Origin of the sequence: Vibrio inusitatus (genome assembly GCA_024346935.1) — a bacterium.
In the GTDB taxonomy this organism is placed as follows: Bacteria; Pseudomonadota; Gammaproteobacteria; order Enterobacterales; family Vibrionaceae; genus Vibrio; species Vibrio inusitatus.
Window position 1 is genome coordinate 491,484 of sequence record AP024878.1, and the last position, 16,819, is coordinate 508,302.

Annotated in this window: 12 protein-coding genes; 9 read left to right on the plus strand and 3 right to left on the minus strand. The window is 43.4% G+C overall.

Annotated features, from left to right (window positions below; all coding sequences use genetic code 11):
* Nucleotides 1-63: 63 nt before the first annotated feature.
* Nucleotides 64-951, minus strand: a complete 888-nt coding sequence (gene nadC, locus OCU48_RS02385; RefSeq protein ID WP_141347208.1) for a carboxylating nicotinate-nucleotide diphosphorylase — start codon at nucleotides 949-951, stop codon at nucleotides 64-66.
* A 97-nt stretch (nucleotides 952-1,048) separates the two neighbouring features.
* Between nadC and ampD the strand changes: the two genes are divergently transcribed.
* The 6 genes from ampD (at nucleotide 1,049) to hpt (ending at nucleotide 9,612) form a co-directional block, all read left to right on the plus strand.
* Nucleotides 1,049-1,591 (plus strand): 1,6-anhydro-N-acetylmuramyl-L-alanine amidase AmpD, encoded by a 543-nt coding sequence (gene ampD / locus OCU48_RS02390; RefSeq protein ID WP_141347207.1) that lies wholly within the window; start codon nucleotides 1,049-1,051, stop codon nucleotides 1,589-1,591.
* A gap of 238 nt (nucleotides 1,592-1,829) precedes the next feature.
* Nucleotides 1,830-2,603, plus strand: a complete 774-nt coding sequence (pdhR, locus tag OCU48_RS02395; protein ID WP_141347206.1) for a pyruvate dehydrogenase complex transcriptional repressor PdhR — start codon at nucleotides 1,830-1,832, stop codon at nucleotides 2,601-2,603.
* A gap of 63 nt (nucleotides 2,604-2,666) precedes the next feature.
* Entirely contained in the window at nucleotides 2,667-5,330 is a 2,664-nt protein-coding gene (aceE, locus tag OCU48_RS02400) for a pyruvate dehydrogenase (acetyl-transferring), homodimeric type (protein ID WP_141347205.1), read from the plus strand.
* Between the two features lie 28 nt (nucleotides 5,331-5,358).
* Nucleotides 5,359-7,248 (plus strand): pyruvate dehydrogenase complex dihydrolipoyllysine-residue acetyltransferase, encoded by a 1,890-nt coding sequence (aceF, locus tag OCU48_RS02405; protein ID WP_141347204.1) that lies wholly within the window; start codon nucleotides 5,359-5,361, stop codon nucleotides 7,246-7,248.
* 201 nt (nucleotides 7,249-7,449) lie between these two features.
* A complete protein-coding gene (gene lpdA / locus OCU48_RS02410; protein WP_141347203.1) occupies nucleotides 7,450-8,874 on the plus strand; it encodes a dihydrolipoyl dehydrogenase in 1,425 nt (474 codons plus the stop codon).
* A gap of 210 nt (nucleotides 8,875-9,084) precedes the next feature.
* Nucleotides 9,085-9,612 (plus strand): hypoxanthine phosphoribosyltransferase, encoded by a 528-nt coding sequence (gene hpt / locus OCU48_RS02415; protein WP_141347202.1) that lies wholly within the window; start codon nucleotides 9,085-9,087, stop codon nucleotides 9,610-9,612.
* A 62-nt stretch (nucleotides 9,613-9,674) separates the two neighbouring features.
* On the opposite strand, the gene can is transcribed toward hpt, so the two are convergent.
* A complete protein-coding gene (gene can, locus OCU48_RS02420) occupies nucleotides 9,675-10,325 on the minus strand; it encodes a carbonate dehydratase (RefSeq protein WP_141347201.1) in 651 nt (216 codons plus the stop codon).
* Nucleotides 10,326-10,419: 94 nt separating this feature from the next.
* On the opposite strand from can, the gene OCU48_RS02425 reads away from it, so the two are divergent.
* Nucleotides 10,420-11,343, plus strand: coding sequence for an ABC transporter ATP-binding protein (locus OCU48_RS02425; RefSeq protein ID WP_141347200.1), 924 nt, complete (start codon nucleotides 10,420-10,422; stop codon nucleotides 11,341-11,343).
* On the plus strand, nucleotides 11,343-12,113 hold the full coding sequence (locus OCU48_RS02430; protein ID WP_141347199.1) for an ABC transporter permease: 771 nt from the start codon (nucleotides 11,343-11,345) through the stop codon (nucleotides 12,111-12,113). The genes OCU48_RS02425 and OCU48_RS02430 overlap by 1 nt, the downstream gene beginning before the upstream one ends.
* Before the next feature lie 103 nt (nucleotides 12,114-12,216).
* On the opposite strand, the gene OCU48_RS02435 is transcribed toward OCU48_RS02430, so the two are convergent.
* On the minus strand, nucleotides 12,217-12,867 hold the full coding sequence (locus OCU48_RS02435) for a bacteriophage CI repressor (protein ID WP_141347198.1): 651 nt from the start codon (nucleotides 12,865-12,867) through the stop codon (nucleotides 12,217-12,219).
* Nucleotides 12,868-14,365: 1,498 nt separating this feature from the next.
* Here OCU48_RS02435 and OCU48_RS02440 point away from each other — a divergent pair.
* Nucleotides 14,366-16,783 carry a YadA C-terminal domain-containing protein gene (locus tag OCU48_RS02440; protein ID WP_337983899.1) on the plus strand — a complete coding sequence of 806 codons (2,418 nt, stop codon included), beginning with the start codon at nucleotides 14,366-14,368 and terminating at the stop codon, nucleotides 16,781-16,783.
* Nucleotides 16,784-16,819: the final 36 nt, after the last annotated feature.

The window sequence follows — 16,819 nt, forward strand, 5'->3', positions numbered from 1 at the left end:
AGCTTGAAGATACAAAAAAGGTCAGCAATGCTGACCTTTCGTTATAGTGAGGAAATCTGAAAACTATTTGAATCGCATGGAGAGATCCATTGCCTTTAAATGTTTAGTCAGAGCACCCACTGAAATAAAATCAACACCCGTTTCAGCCATAGGACGAATAGTCTTTAGGGTTACGTTACCTGAATTCTCAAGTACAGCGCGACCTTGGTTGATTGCAACAGCTTCACGCATCATATCCAAACTGAAGTTATCTAGCATGATGATATCGGCGCCAGCATCAATCGCTTGTTTAAGCTCATCAAGCGTTTCTGTTTCTACTTCAACGGGCTTTCCTGGGTTTAGCTCTTTTGCTGTAGAGATAGCTTGTTCAATACCGCCGCAGGCGATGATGTGATTCTCTTTAATAAGGTAAGCGTCAAATACACCAATACGGTGATTGAAGCCACCACCACAGGCAACAGCGTATTTTAATGCACTGCGCAATCCAGGGATGGTTTTACGGGTATCAAGTAGCTTACAACCGGTACCTTCAATCTTGCTTACATACTCGGCAACAACGGTAGCGCAGCCGGATAGAGTTTGAATGAAGTTCATGGCATTACGCTCACCCGTTAAAAGTGTGCGTGCAGGGCCGGTAAGCTTGCATAGCGTTTGGTTAGGCTCTACAGTGTCACCATCGGCAACGTGCCATTCAACCGTTACTTGTCCACCAAGTTGCTTGAAGACTTCGTCTGCCCACATCTGCCCACAGAACACTCCGTGCTCGCGAGTAATGATGGTTGCGATACCTTGAGTATCTTCAGCAATGAGATTTGCAGTGATGTCCACAGAAGCGTCAAGTGAGCCCCCAAGATCTTCTTTTAGCGTCTCTTCTACCGCGCGAGATACTTCATGAGGCAGTTGTTGCTTTAGGTACGCTAAACGAGCGTCACTGTCGTGGGTATTTTTCATAACCAAAACTTTCACTATGTTGTCGAATACTGATTTGTGCTGAATGATACTCTTGCTTGAATTATAATTCAGCAACAATTGCTCTCAGGGAAGAAAAATGTCAGCTAATCTATGGTATCCGCACGCCAAAGCCATTCCATCTCCACATTGTGATGAGAGACCTGATCCTAAGGACATCTCGTTATTGGTGGTACACAATATTTCTCTACCACCTGCTGAATTTAATAACGGTAATATTGAAGCCTTTTTTCTAGGGAAGTTGGACGCCTCAGCACACCCATTTTTTGAACGTATTAGCAGCATGCGAGTTTCAGCACACTGCTTAATCAAAAGAGATGGCGAAATAATACAATTTGTCCCATTCGAAAAACGCGCGTGGCATGCTGGTCTGTCTTCTTTTGCCGGTCGAGATAAATGCAATGATTACTCAATAGGTGTTGAGTTGGAAGGAACGGATTATGTGTCTTATACACGGGATCAATATCAATCTTTAGCAATGCTGACTCAGTTCCTACTTGAGACCTACCCCAAGCTTAATCCATCGAGGATTACCGGCCATCAATATATTGCACCGTTGCGAAAAACCGATCCTGGTCTATCTTTTAACTGGTCTAAATTTCGCAAAATGATCACATGTTAATGTGTGATTGATACATTTGTCATACAAGTAGCAAGTGAATATATAGTTCGTATGAATGCAGATTCATTAACAAATGCGTCACAGCTTAACGTTTCCTTGGAATTATTTTGTTATCGCGATCCCTGTTTTATGATTTAAATCAATTTTTTCTAGACAGGTGAGAAATTGATATGTTAAGTTTCGCGTCAAGTTGAAATTGGTAATACCAATTAACATCGAGCAGGACGCAGAGATTTAGATGCAAAAAGTTTCCTTTCAAAGTATTCGCCAACCCAAACTATCAGATGTGATAGAACGTGAGTTGGAAACATCGATTTTGGATGGGATATTGTCTCCAGGGCAGCAATTGCCGCCAGAGAGAGAACTTGCCAAGCAGTTTGATGTTTCTAGACCGTCGGTACGCGAAGCAATTCAAAGGTTAGAAGCCAAAGGATTGTTAACTCGTCGCCAAGGTGGGGGAACTTTTGTTTGTGAAAGCTTGTCTTCTAATCTGACCGATCCTCTTTTGAACCTACTTGCAAATCATGCTGATACGCAAAGAGACCTGTTAGAGACGCGACATGCGCTCGAAGGTATCTCAGCCTATTTCGCTGCTTTAAGAGGAACAACAGAGGATTTCCAACGTATTACTCAGTGCCAAAAGGCGATGAGCATAACGGTGGATAGCGATGACGTTGAGCAAGAATCTGAAGCTATCATGGATTTCCTGATTGCTATCGCCGAAGCTTCACACAATGTCGTGCTATTGCACATTGTTCGTAGTTTATCTCCATTACTGCAAAAGAACGTGTCACAAAACTTGATGCTTCTACACAGTCGTGAAGACGTAATTAAAAAATTAAATGAGCACAGAGCGGATATCGTTAAAGCGATTACATCGAGAGAGCCACAACGAGCCCGTGAAATGTCTGAAACTCATTTAGCGTTTATCGATGAAACATTGTCGGATTTGACCGAAGAGCAGGACAGAAGAGCCCGTTCATTGCGCCGAATTCAACAGAATAAACAGTAAGCTTTTGCTTAGGGTATACCGCCCTAGTAGTTGACCTAACTTAATATAAAAGGAAAGTTCGCCATGTCTGATATGAAGCATGACGTAGATGCTCTTGAAACTCAAGATTGGTTAGAAGCGCTTGAGTCAGTAGTACGTGAAGAAGGTGTAGAACGCGCGCAGTTCCTACTAGAACAAGTTCTAGATAAGGCTCGCTTAGACGGTGTTGATATGCCAACAGGCATTAACACTAACTACATCAATACCATTCCAGCCGCGCAAGAACCAGCTTACCCTGGTGATGTAACGCTTGAGCGTCGTATTCGCTCTATTATCCGCTGGAACGCAATCATGATCGTATTGCGTGCTTCTAAGAAAGACCTAGACCTTGGCGGTCACATGGCTTCTTATCAGTCAGCAGCTGCATTCTACGAAGTTTGCTTCAACCACTTTTTCCGTGCTCCAAATGAGACGGACGGTGGCGATTTGGTTTATTACCAAGGTCATATCTCTCCAGGTATCTACTCTCGCGCATTCGTTGAGGGACGCCTAACTGAAGAGCAACTAGACAACTTCCGTCAAGAAGTTGATGGTAAGGGTATCCCTTCTTACCCACACCCTAAGTTGATGCCTGAATTCTGGCAGTTCCCAACAGTATCTATGGGTCTAGGCCCTATCTCTGCTATCTACCAAGCTCGCTTTTTGAAGTACCTTGAAGGCCGTGGTCTAAAAGATACTTCAGCTCAGCGCGTTTACGCATTCCTAGGTGATGGCGAGATGGATGAGCCAGAATCACGCGGTGCAATCTCTTTTGCAGCTCGTGAAAAACTGGACAACCTATGTTTCCTAATCAACTGTAACCTACAGCGTCTAGATGGCCCTGTAATGGGTAACGGTAGCATCATCCAAGAACTAGAAGGCCTATTCAAAGGCGCTGGTTGGAACGTTGTTAAAGTTATCTGGGGTAGCAACTGGGATTCACTACTTGCAAAAGACACGACTGGTAAGCTTCTTCAGCTAATGAACGAAACTATCGACGGTGACTACCAAACATTTAAATCTAAAGATGGCGCGTACGTACGTGAGCACTTCTTTGGTAAATACCCTGAAACAGCAGCACTTGTTGCTGATATGACTGATGACGAAATCTTCGCTCTTAAGCGTGGTGGTCATGATTCATCTAAGCTATTCGCAGCATTCAACAATGCGAAAGAAACTGGCGGCAAGCCAACAGTTATTCTAGCTAAGACTGTTAAAGGTTACGGCATGGGTGATGCAGCTGAAGGCAAGAACATTGCACACGGTGTGAAGAAAATGGACATGACTCATGTTCAACACCTACGTGATCGCCTGGGCCTAGAAGACATCCTTTCAGATGACAAAATTGCTGAGCTTCCTTACCTGAAGCTTGAAGCTGGTACTCCTGAATACGAATACATGCACGCTCGTCGTAACGCTCTACACGGTTACACTCCAGCGCGTCTGCCTAAGTTCACTCAAGAATTCCAAGTACCAGAACTAGAAGAGTTCGCTCCTCTACTAGGTGCTCAGAAGCGTGAAATCTCTACTACTATGGCTTACGTTCGTACACTAAACATCTTGTTGAAGAACAAGAGCGTTGGTAAGAACATCGTTCCTATCATCTGTGACGAAGCACGTACCTTTGGTATGGAAGGTCTATTCCGTCAAATCGGTATTTATAACCCGCACGGTCAAGACTACACGCCTGAAGATAAAGGCATCGTTTCTTACTACAAAGAAGCGACTTCTGGTCAGGTTCTTCAAGAAGGTATCAACGAACTAGGTTCAATGGCGTCTTGGGTTGCTGCTGCAACGTCATACAGCACCAACGATCTACCAATGATCCCATTCTACATCTACTACTCAATGTTCGGTTTCCAACGTATTGGCGACATGGCATGGCTAGCAGGTGACCAACAGGCTCGTGGCTTCCTACTAGGTGCTACAGCAGGTCGTACAACACTGAATGGTGAAGGCCTACAGCACGAAGATGGTCACTCGCACATCATGGCGAACACCGTACCTAACTGTATCTCTTATGACCCAACGTTTGCTTACGAGCTAGCGGTAATCATGCAAGACGGTATTCGTCGCATGTACGGTCCTGAGCAAGAGAACGTTTACTACTACCTAACAGTAATGAACGAAAACTACGCAATGCCAGCAATGCCTGAAGGCGCTGAAGAAGGCATCCGTAAAGGTATCTATAAGCTTGAGTCTTACGCTGGTGAGAAGTCTAAAGTTCAGCTAATGAGCTCTGGTACTATCATGAACGAAGCGCGTAAAGCTGCTCAGATTCTTAGCGAAGACTATGGCGTAGCATCTGACATCTTCTCTGTAACATCGTTCAACGAGCTAACTCGTGACGGTCAAGCGGTAGAGCGTGACAACATGCTTCACCCAGAAGCTGAAGAGAAAGTACCGTACATCACAACAGTTCTAGGTAACGAACCTGCAATCGCAGTAACTGATTACATGAAGAACTACGCTGAGCAAGTACGTGCATTTATGCCTTCAGAGTCTTACAAGGTTCTTGGTACTGATGGTTTCGGTCGTTCAGATAGCCGTGAAAACCTACGTCGTCACTTCGAAGTTAACGCTGGCTACGTAGTTGTTGCAGCACTAACTGAATTGGCTAAACGTGGTGATGTTGAGAAGTCAGTAGTTGCAGAAGCAATTGCTAAGTTCGACATCGACGCAGACAAAATTAACCCGCAATACGCATAAGACTTCCATTTATTAAGGGAAATAAACAATGACAATCGAAATTAATGTACCTGATATCGGTGCTGATGAGGTTGAAGTAACTGAGATTCTGGTTAACGTTGGTGACAAGGTTGAAGAAGAACAGTCACTGATCACTGTTGAAGGCGACAAAGCCTCAATGGAAGTACCTGCGTCTCAAGCGGGTATCGTTAAAGAAATCAAAATAGCTGAAGGCGATTCAGTGACTACTGGCTCTTTAATCATGATCTTTGAAGAGGCAGGCGCTACTACAGCACCTGCTGCTCCAGCAGTTGAAGCGGCGGCACCAGTCGCTGCTCCTGCCGGCGCTTCAGAACTAAAAGAAGTTAACGTACCAGACATCGGCGGTGACGAAGTAGAAGTTACTGAAATCATGGTTGCAGTTGGTGACACAGTTGAAGAAGAGCAATCTCTTCTTACTGTTGAAGGCGACAAAGCATCTATGGAAGTACCAGCACCATTTGCTGGTACTGTTAAAGAAATCAAAGTAGCTTCAGGCGATTCTGTTTCTACTGGTTCTCTTATCATGGTATTTGAAACAGGTGCAAGTGCACCTGTAGCAGCTCCGGCAGCGGCGCAAGCTCCAGCAGTACCTGCTGCTCCAGCGGTTGCAGCTGTACAAGAAGTTAACGTACCAGACATCGGCGGTGATGAAGTAGAAGTTACTGAAATCATGGTTTCTGTTGGTGATAGCGTTGAAGAAGAGCAGTCACTAATTACTGTAGAAGGCGATAAGGCTTCTATGGAAGTACCAGCACCATTTGCGGGTACAGTTAAGGAAATCAAGATTGCTGAAGGCGATTCAGTAACCACTGGTTCTCTAATCATGGTATTTGAAACTGCCGGTGGCGCAGTAGCATCTGCACCAGTAGCGGCACCTGCGGCAGCGCCTGCTCCAGCAGTTGCAGCACCTGCGGCAGCACCAGCAGCGGCAGCGTCAGCAACTAAGGGTGACTTCCAAGAGAATCACGAGTATGCACACGCATCTCCAGTTGTTCGTCGTCTTGCTCGTGAGTTTGGCGTTAACCTATCTAAGGTTAAAGGTACTGGTCGTAAGAACCGTATCCTTAAAGAAGACGTTCAGACCTTTGTAAAAGACGCGCTTAAGCGCCTAGAGTCTGGTGCAGCAGCATCTGGTAAAGGTGACGGCAGTGCACTTGGTCTACTACCATGGCCAAAAGTGGACTTCAGCAAGTTTGGTGATACTGAAGTTCAGAAACTTTCTAAGATCAAGAAGATCTCTGGCGCTAACCTGCACCGTAACTGGGTAATGATCCCGCACGTTACACAGTGGGATAATGCAGATATCACTGAACTAGAGAAGTTCCGTAAAGAGCAAAACGCATTTGAAGCGAAGAAAGACTCAGGCATTAAGATCACACCACTTGTGTTTATCTTGAAGGCCGTAGCGAAAGCACTTGAAGAGTTCCCTTCATTCAACTCGTCTCTATCTGAAGATGGCGAAAGCATCATTCTGAAGAAATACGTGAACGTAGGTATCGCTGTTGATACGCCAAACGGTCTTGTTGTTCCTGTATTTAAGGACGTAAACAAGAAAGGCATCTATGAGTTGTCTGCTGAACTAGCAGCTATCTCTAAGAAAGCACGTTCTGGTAAGCTAACAGCTGCAGATATGCAGGGTGGTTGTTTCACTATCTCAAGCCTAGGTGGTATCGGCGGTACTGCATTCACTCCAATCGTGAATGCACCAGAAGTCGGTATCCTTGGTGTATCTAAGTCTGAGATGAAGCCAGTATGGAACGGCAGTGAGTTTACTCCTCGCCTAATGCTTCCATTGTCGCTGTCTTATGACCACCGTGTTATCGATGGTGCAGAAGGTGCACGATTCATTACCTTCTTAAACCAATGCCTAAGCGATATTCGCCGTTTGGTAATGTAAAAAACAGAGCAGCTCGATAGAGCTGCTTTTTGTCGCAAATATTTAACAAAATTTGGCGCAACTTAAGATAAAGTCGCGCCGAATTGTTGTATAGCTCACAGCCTAAATGGAATTAGTTTTCTCTTAGTTTACAAGTTTGTAAACTGGGGCGACGCAAATACCCAATTAGCCTGTTAGGGATAATGACTACAAGAGGTCAAAATGAGCAAAGAAATTAAAGCCCAAGTTGTAGTACTTGGTTCAGGTCCTGCTGGATACTCTGCCGCTTTCCGTTGCGCAGATTTAGGTCTTGAAACTGTACTTGTTGAACGCTACAGCACTCTAGGTGGTGTTTGTCTTAACGTGGGTTGTATCCCATCGAAAGCACTTCTTCACGTTTCTAAAGTTATCGAAGAAGCAAAAGCGATGGCTGAGCACGGTGTTGTATTTGGTGAGCCAACAACAGACATCAGCAAAATTCGTATCTGGAAAGAGAAAGTTGTAGACCAACTGACTGGCGGCCTTAACGGCATGGCTAAGATGCGTAAAGTAACTGTTGTTAACGGTTTCGGTAAGTTTACTGGCCCTAATACGCTTCAAGTTGAAGGCGAAGAGTCAACAAAAGTAACTTTTGACAACGCAATCATTGCTGCGGGTTCTCGCCCAATCAAACTTCCATTCATTCCACATGAAGACCCACGTATTTGGGATTCTACGGATGCTCTAGAACTGAAAGAAGTACCAGAGAAACTGCTGATCATGGGCGGTGGTATCATCGGTCTTGAGATGGGTACGGTATATCACTCTCTAGGTTCAAAAGTTGACGTTGTTGAGATGTTTGATCAAGTCATCCCAGCAGCAGATAAAGATATCGTTAAAGTCTTCACTAAACGCATTAAAAACAAATTCAAGCTAATGCTTGAAACTAAAGTGACTGCAGTAGAAGCGAAAGAAGACGGTATTTACGTATCAATGGAAGGCAAAAAAGCGCCGGCAGAAGCGGAGCGTTACGACGCTGTTCTTGTTGCTATCGGTCGTGTTCCAAATGGTGCACTTATTGATGCTGAAAAAGCGGGCATTGAAGTTGATGAGCGTGGTTTCATCAACGTTGATAAGCAATTGCGCACTAACGTGCCGCATATTCACGCTATCGGTGATGTTGTTGGTCAACCAATGCTTGCACACAAAGGTGTGCATGAAGGTCACGTAGCAGCAGAGGTTATCTCTGGTAAGAAGCACTACTTTGACCCTAAAGTTATTCCTTCAATTGCTTATACTGAGCCAGAAGTAGCATGGGTAGGTAAGACTGAGAAAGAAGCGAAAGCTGAAGGTATTAACTACGAAGTATCTACTTTCCCTTGGGCTGCTTCTGGTCGTGCAATCGCATCAGATTGTGCTGACGGTGTGACTAAGATGATCTTCGATAAAGATACTCATCGCGTAATCGGTGGTGCTATTGTTGGTACTAATGGCGGCGAGCTTCTTGGTGAAATCGGTCTAGCTATCGAGATGGGTTGTGATGCGGAAGATATTGCATTAACTATCCACGCTCACCCAACACTGCATGAGTCTGTTGGTCTAGCTGCTGAAGTATTCGAAGGCTCAATCACTGACCTTCCAAACAAGAAAGCAGTGAAGAAGAAGTAACTTCTTATTTGCTGAATCATTAGTTTGAAAATAAAACCCAGCTTTTTAGCTGGGTTTTTTTTCGGTTTCAAATATTGTTTGTTACAATGCTCGCCCATTTTAAGCGTAACGACTTTTTCGAGCTCACCTTGCCGTTCGAGCGCATAATTTTGCGACAGCATGGTATTGGGTAGCTATAGTTGATGCGAATCCAAAAAACGAGAGAACAGTATGAAACATACCGTAGAAGTGATGATCTCTGAACAAGAGGTTCAAGAACGAGTACAGCAGCTTGGTGCATTAATTAATGAGCACTATAAAGATAGTGAAGAGCTCGTTATGGTAGGACTTCTACGCGGCTCGTTTGTCTTTATGGCTGATTTGTCTCGCGCGGTTACGGTAAACCATAGTGTTGATTTCATGACGGCTTCTAGCTACGGAAACACCATGGAAAGCTCCCGTGACGTACGTATCTTGAAAGACCTTGATGATGACATCCAAGGCAAAGATGTATTGCTGGTGGAAGACATCATAGATACAGGCAATACACTCAGTAAGGTGTGTGAAATCTTATCTATCCGCGAACCTAACTCTATTCAAATAGCAACACTACTCGACAAACCTTCGCGTCGTGAAGTAAAGGTCGATGTTAAGTGGATTGGCTTTGAGATTCCAGATGAGTTTGTAGTGGGTGTGGGCATCGATTACGCGCAAAAATATCGCAACCTGCCATACATAGGTAAAGTTGTACCTTTATAATTGGCGTATATCAGAAAGTAAAATACCCGCATATAGCGGGTATTTATTTAATTGAGACTCGATTAATCTTGCTCTAGGATTTTCGACATAGCAGCAGGAAAGTTCGCTTCTAGTGTTTCTCTGCTTGAGCAGCGTACGCCTAGGTCCTCTAACTTGCCATCACCGATACCATATACAACGCCATGTATCTCAACGTCTTGGCCTCGTTCCCATGCAGATTGCATGATGGTTGAATTTGCTAAGTTGTAGACTTGTCCTGCTACGTTAATTTCGCAAAGCTTATTTGAACGTTCTTCTTCAGAAAGAGGATCAAGAAAACTACGGTGCTTTAGGTAGAGATCTCGGATGTGTAATAACCAGTTATTGATAAGCCCTAGCTTAGGGTTGTCGATAGAGGCATTTACGCCACCACAACCGTAGTGCCCACAAATAATTATGTGTTTAACTTTTAGTACATCTACGGCATATTGGACGACAGATAAGCAGTTTAAGTCCGTATGTATCACCTGGTTTGCTACGTTTCGGTGAACGAATAGCTCTCCAGAATATAGTCCTGTAAGACGTTCTGCTGGAACTCGACTATCAGAGCATCCTATCCATAGGAAATCAGGGTTTTGTCCCTGCGCCAATGTAGTAAAATACTCAGGCTCATCAGCTGTGCGAGATTTTGACCATTTGGAATTATTCTCAAATAACTGTTTAATTTCTGGCATGTTAAGTCCTTTTTTGAATCTTGGGTTACTATACCTAAAATTCGCTCAAATCAAATCGGATTTGTGACAAATAACCACTAAGAATCAACTTCATATGTATGCATTAGAAATAGAAAATCTACGAAAGACCTATAAAGGTGGCTTTGAGGCTTTAAAGGGCGTATCCCTTCAAGTTAAAAAAGGCGACTTCTACGCATTGCTTGGTCCCAATGGTGCAGGTAAATCCACTACCATTGGTATTATTTCATCTTTGGTCAATAAGACCTCTGGTGAGGTTACTGTGTTTGGACATAACATTAGTAAAGATTTGGAGTTAGCCAAGCAGCACTTAGGGTTGGTTCCTCAAGAATTCAATTTCAATATGTTCGAAACAGTAGAGCAAATTGTGTTGCAACAAGCGGGTTACTACGGTGTTTCCCGCGAAGATGGGAAGCTCCGAGCAGAGAAGTACTTAAAGCAGTTGGATTTGTGGGACAAGCGTAGCGAAAGAGCTCGAAGCCTCTCTGGTGGCATGAAGCGTCGCTTGATGATTGCTCGTGCCTTAATGCATGAGCCAAAGTTATTGATTCTTGATGAACCTACCGCGGGCGTTGATATTGAACTGCGACGCTCAATGTGGGAGTTTTTGCAGAAAATCAATAAAGAAGGGATCACGATTATCCTTACTACGCACTACCTTGAAGAAGCTGAAATGTTGTGTCGCAATATTGGCATCATCAACCGTGGTGAGCTAATCGAAGACACCAGCATGAAGAGCCTGCTTAATAAACTGCAAGTAGAGACGTTTATCCTTGATCTCGAAGAAGGCACAGAGCCAGCTCCTCTTGAAGATGTCGTCAGTCAGACTTTAGTGAACGGCTCTTTAGAGATTGAATTGAAGAAAGAGCAGGGCCTTAATCATGTCTTTTCTCAATTAACGGACGCCGGTATCAAGGTGTTATCAATGCGTAATAAGGCTAACCGTTTGGAAGAGCTTTTTGTGACCATAGTGCGAGATCAAGCAGAGGAACAACAATAATGTACTCGGTGTATTGGATAGCTTTTAAAAGCTTATTGAGAAAAGAGATCAACCGCTTCACACGTATTTGGGTGCAGACACTAGTACCCCCAGCGATAACAATGACTCTTTACTTCATCATCTTTGGTAATTTGATTGGCTCGCGTATTGGGCAAATGAACGGCTTTAGCTATATGGAATATATAGTACCGGGCCTTATTATGATGAGTGTGATTACCAATTCATATTCCAATGTAGCCTCGTCATTTTTCAGTGCTAAATTTCAGAAAAATATAGAAGAATTGCTAGTAGCGCCGGTTCCAACTTACGTGATCATTGCAGGTTTTGTGATGGGTGGAGTCGTTCGTGGCTTACTAGTGGGTACGATTGTTACCTTTGTTTCGCTGTTCTTTGTTGATCTGCAAGTTCAACATTGGGGTGTGATTATCGCAACTGTCTTTTTGACATCAGTAGTCTTCGCTTTAGGTGGACTGATCAATGCGGTGTTTGCTGGTACATTCGATGATATCTCCATCATACCCACCTTCATTTTGACGCCTTTGACATACTTAGGTGGCGTGTTCTACTCGATAAATTTACTTCCTGAGTTCTGGCAGACAGTATCGAAAATTAATCCAATCGTGTATATGGTGAATGCATTTCGCTATGGATTCTTAGGTGTGTCTGATGTGGATATCGTCAGTTCGTTTTCTGTTTTGCTGATATTCGTCGCTGTGCTTTTTGCAGTTGCTTACCGATTAGTCGATAAAGGCATTGGCTTGAGAAGTTAATTAAGCTAAAAGCTTGAACTGATGATTTAGAGATATGGCAGTATTCACTGCCATTTTTTATGTTTAGCTTAATCAAATATTTTGTTGCTATGTGTAGCATTTCTTAGCCGACTAAAAAACACTCGAACGTAGCAATAATTTCCATATCATCTGTGTATTCTACAGTTCTGAGAGGCTCTGGAATATTGTCTTGTACACAATACAAAAACCGCTTGTCATGAACCGAGTAGTACTCCATGTATGAAATAGGACCATCTTTCAGTGTTCTTACAATAACTAGTTGTCCAGAAACTGGTTTTTTATCACTATCAAAGTAAATATGCCCGGCATGGTTCATTTTACCCATTGGATGATTGAGCCAAACCATAAATATACTTGGCTTGTTGCCTGACGGGCACAGAAAGCGTGTAATAGTGTCATTTTCAGATGCTTCAGAAAGAAGAACATCGATACCTCGTTCTGAAATTTCATTCAAAGAGAACAATGGCGCTCCAGAGCGTTTCTGACTATCTACCTCGTGATCGCGATTGATTGGCCCCTTTCCAGTTAGAAGCCATTCAACATTACAATCGAGAGTCTTGCTTAGTAGTAAGGCGCTATCCGCCATAATGGATTTTGCTGGATGTAGCATGATGTTTGTGATTACGGCTCGGCTTACCCCTGATACCTTCGATAAAGCCAAATTCGATTTAATGTTCAAATCATTCATTCGCTTTTGAATGTTTTTTGCCAGAATAGATTGTTCAGATGCCATAATTCTTTCTTCTTATCTAAAGTGTCTTGATCACTACACTTTGATATTACTCTTAATTTTAAAAATGGGTAGTGCTCGTAACCAAAATAATCATGTCTTATTCCTTGCGAAACAGCATGAGCATAGGTTTTGAAGCAGAGTAGGGATTAAACGTTAGAACACCAATAGAGGAAAAGACGATTTATTTATTGCAGTGCTTTAAGTAAGGCCAGATATTGTTGTAAGCACTAGGTAGCGACTCTTAATCTCATCATCCACTTCTGCTTGGCTTAAGTGAAACTCAATACAACGGTAATCACCGTTTATGTGTAAAAAGCATATGATAAATATCCATATCATCGAGCATTGAGCTTGAAAGATAAACCAATTGACCTGTGCCCACTGGTGTCAAAGCAAGAAGAGCGATTGATGGATCAAAGTCTTCCCCAAACTGTGTAACTAACTCGCTCGTAAGTTCAGATTACTGCTAGCAAGTGAAACTGCTATAGCTGAAAGCTTCATTAGACGATCATTAAATGCATTCCCTGTAGTCTTCAAGCATCTATCTATTTACTCAGAGGATCATGTGTTGTTGTGTCGGCAGTCAGTTTTAGTCATTGCTTTAACCTTGTTCTTTATTGAAGAGAATACTTGGTTATCAGTTGCTCTGATGAAACTCATAGACAGCACTACCAATTCCAAATCATATAGGACTAACTATTACACTGATATTGATGACTCGAATGGGTCTGTATTGGTTGCTTTTTTAACTTAATGCTGCGTAAGTGGATGGTGAATGAGATTTACTATGTTAAAGGAGGTAGGTTTAATAAGACTTATTTTGATTGCAGTATTAGTGAGTATCTCTAGTGCACAGCAGAGAGTTATTAATTAATACATCACACTGTATTTTTTATTACTTAAAATCAATAGTTTAATAATGTGCGGTGTGTGGGTTCTAGTTGGTGATCAGTCGCCAACCTGTTGATTTAGACACAACTGCACCGTTTGACTCCAATTCAAGATCTTCTAGATATCTTCTTTAAAACACTCATCTCGTGAATACAGAGTTCATCATATCTTCTTCTTAGTTCTCTCTTATTTTATTTAGCTTTTATGTGCATTTTCGAATTGAACGAAACATATGCTCCTCCTTGTTTTTGGAGGTAACGCTTAGTCGTAACATATGGTTCTGTTTATTTATATTGTTGTTTTAATTGAATTTTAATACCTATTTTTTTATGTCAAGGCTATGCATTTATGAAGTGAAATGAATATAGAGAACCATGTTTATTAACTCTATGTTTTTATGATGAAAAGCTTGGATAGTACAAAGTTGGTAAATGAGTTTGCAGTTGTCTCGGGATGAAATTCGAACCGTGATTGTTTATATTTGTCGCACTCATGATTCGATCGATGATTTATTGTATTGATTTGATCATTTTTGTTTGATTGCTATTGGTGAGCGCTACTCAGGTAGTACATATAACTCACCTCATAGCACAAAGAGGTATAACCAATGAAAAAAGCAATCCTAGCTACTTTGGTGGCATCAGTAGTTGCAAGCCAAGCAATGGCTGCGCAAGATAACAATACAACTGATGTTGCAATGTACAAAACCGTAGTTTCTCGCGGTAACGGCTCTGCAAACAATCATGGGCGTCATGAAGGGCGCTCAGTTTTCTCAGAAAACGACGCAGAAATGGTACGTGGTCATGGCATGAAAATTTCAAAATTTGATGTGCCACAACCTCTTCGCCAAGGCACCCCTATTGCGAGTCCGCCGCAACCTGTTAATCAGGCAACACCATATCGTGTTCCACAACCAACATTGCAACAAGGTACACCAGTAGCAACACCTGCTATTGCACCTGCACACATGGTTGCGCCAACTAAAGCGCCACAAGTGATGCAAGCACCTTTAGCAACTCAATTGACACCAACGAATGCTGCACCTGCACAATATGCAGTACCTAATCGCATACCTAACTTAGCACCAACGGCTCAACCACAATCGATGGCAGTTCCATATGCTACGCCACAACTAAAACCTAAAGCGCATCCAACGGCATTAGTTGCACCGCAAAAAACACCGGAAGGCACATTAACACCCGTTGCTCATCCTCAACGTTTAGTTGCGCCAGTCGCTTCTGGTAACGAAGTGCCAGTTGCTCACCCAACAGCATTAGTTGCACCACAAAAAACACCAGAAGGCACATTAACACCCGTTGCCCATCCTCAACGTTTAGTTGTGCCGGTAGCTTCCGATAACGAAGTGCCAGTTGCTCATCCAACAGCATTGGTTGTACCGCAAAAAACACCGGAAGGCACATTAACACCGGTTGCCCATCCTCAACGTTTAGTTGCGCCGGTAGCTTCCGGTAACGAAGTGCCAGTTGCTCATCCAACAGCATTGGTTGTACCGCAAAAAACACCGGAAGGCACATTAATACCCGTTGCCCATCCTGAAAGTTTAGTTGCGCCAGTCGCTTCTGGTAACGAAGTGCCAGTTGCTCATCCAACGGCATTGGTTGCACCGCAAAAAACACCGGAAGGCACATTAACACCGGTTGCCCATCCTCAACGTTTAGTTGCGCCGGTAGCTTCCGGTAACGAAGTGCCAGTTGCTCATCCATCAGCATTGGTTGTACCGCAAAAAACACCGGAAGGCACATTAATACCCGTAGCTCATCCTCAACGTTTAGTTGCGCCAGTCGCTCCCGGTAACGAAGTGCCAGTAGCTCACCCAACAGCATTGGTTGCACCACAAAAAACACCGGAAGGCACATTAACACCTGTAGCTCATCCTGAACGTTTAGTTGCGCCAGTAGCTTCTGGTAACGAAGTGCCAGTTGCTCATCCAACGGTATTGGTTGCACCGCAAAAAATACCGAAAGGCACACTAACACCCGTAGCTCATCCTCAACGTTTAGTTGCGCCAGTAGCTTCAGGTAACGAAGTGCCAGTAGCTCACCCAACGGCATTGGTTGCACCGCAAAGAACACCAGAAGGCACATTAACACCCGTTGCCCATCCTCAACGTTTAGTTGCGCCAGTAGCTTCAGGTAACGAAGTGCCAGTAGCTCACCCAACGGCATTGGTTGCACCGCAAAGAACACCAGAAGGCACACTAACACCCGTTGCACATCCTCAACGTTTAGTTGCGCCGGCAACTTCAGGTAATGAAGTGCCAGTAGCTCACCCAACAGCATTGGTTGCACCGCAAAAAACACCGGAAGGCACATTAACACCACCTACTAAATCAGGAAAATACACTATCGTTGTGAGAAAAGATGGTCAGCCAGACGTACGTAATCCAGATCAGCTTCAAAGTGGTGACCGAATTCTTGGTCATGCGGATACTCGTAACAATGCAGATCTTCAAAAAGATGCTTTTACTAGTAAGTACAGTAATGCTGATCTTTGGGCTATGTCTGGTGACGCTAATGATGATGCTAAGGCTCAGGTAGCTGCAAGCCCTGTATCTAACGCTACTGCAATCGCTACTAACACTAAGCACCTGGAGCATGTGAACACCAACACGTTCAAGAATCGCGATAACATCGCAGTAAATACAAAATCGATTAGCGGTAACAGATCTCTAATTGCTGATAACTCAAGTCGCATCGATGAAAACTCAGATGCTATCGCGAGCAACAAATCAGAAATCAAAGGTCTACGCCAGGATCTTGAGCGTCAAGCTAAAGTAATGGATGGTGCTATGGCCCAAGGTATCGCTACTAGCTCATTAGTAATGCCTTACAACGTAGGGAAAATCTCTACTACTGTGGCATTGGGTCACTCAGGTAGTGCTGATGCCATTGCTGGTGGTGTTGGTGTTCGTTTTACTAAGAACTTCACTGCACGTTCTAACATTGCATACGATACAGGCTCTGAGAATGTATCTATTGGTGCTGGTGTAGGTTACGAGTGGTAATCAATTGATATTTTGTTAGTCCTTCGCCCACATGGA

Coding starts and splice junctions, on each gene's coding strand:
- nadC (WP_141347208.1), bottom strand. CDS start 951: ATGAAAAATACCCACGACAGTGACGCTCGTTTAGCGTACCTAAAGCAA.
- ampD (WP_141347207.1), top strand. CDS start 1,049: ATGTCAGCTAATCTATGGTATCCGCACGCCAAAGCCATTCCATCTCCA.
- pdhR (WP_141347206.1), top strand. CDS start 1,830: ATGCAAAAAGTTTCCTTTCAAAGTATTCGCCAACCCAAACTATCAGAT.
- aceE (WP_141347205.1), top strand. CDS start 2,667: ATGTCTGATATGAAGCATGACGTAGATGCTCTTGAAACTCAAGATTGG.
- aceF (WP_141347204.1), top strand. CDS start 5,359: ATGACAATCGAAATTAATGTACCTGATATCGGTGCTGATGAGGTTGAA.
- lpdA (WP_141347203.1), top strand. CDS start 7,450: ATGAGCAAAGAAATTAAAGCCCAAGTTGTAGTACTTGGTTCAGGTCCT.
- hpt (WP_141347202.1), top strand. CDS start 9,085: ATGAAACATACCGTAGAAGTGATGATCTCTGAACAAGAGGTTCAAGAA.
- can (WP_141347201.1), bottom strand. CDS start 10,325: ATGCCAGAAATTAAACAGTTATTTGAGAATAATTCCAAATGGTCAAAA.
- OCU48_RS02425 (WP_141347200.1), top strand. CDS start 10,420: ATGTATGCATTAGAAATAGAAAATCTACGAAAGACCTATAAAGGTGGC.
- OCU48_RS02430 (WP_141347199.1), top strand. CDS start 11,343: ATGTACTCGGTGTATTGGATAGCTTTTAAAAGCTTATTGAGAAAAGAG.
- OCU48_RS02435 (WP_141347198.1), bottom strand. CDS start 12,867: ATGGCATCTGAACAATCTATTCTGGCAAAAAACATTCAAAAGCGAATG.
- OCU48_RS02440 (WP_337983899.1), top strand. CDS start 14,366: ATGAAAAAAGCAATCCTAGCTACTTTGGTGGCATCAGTAGTTGCAAGC.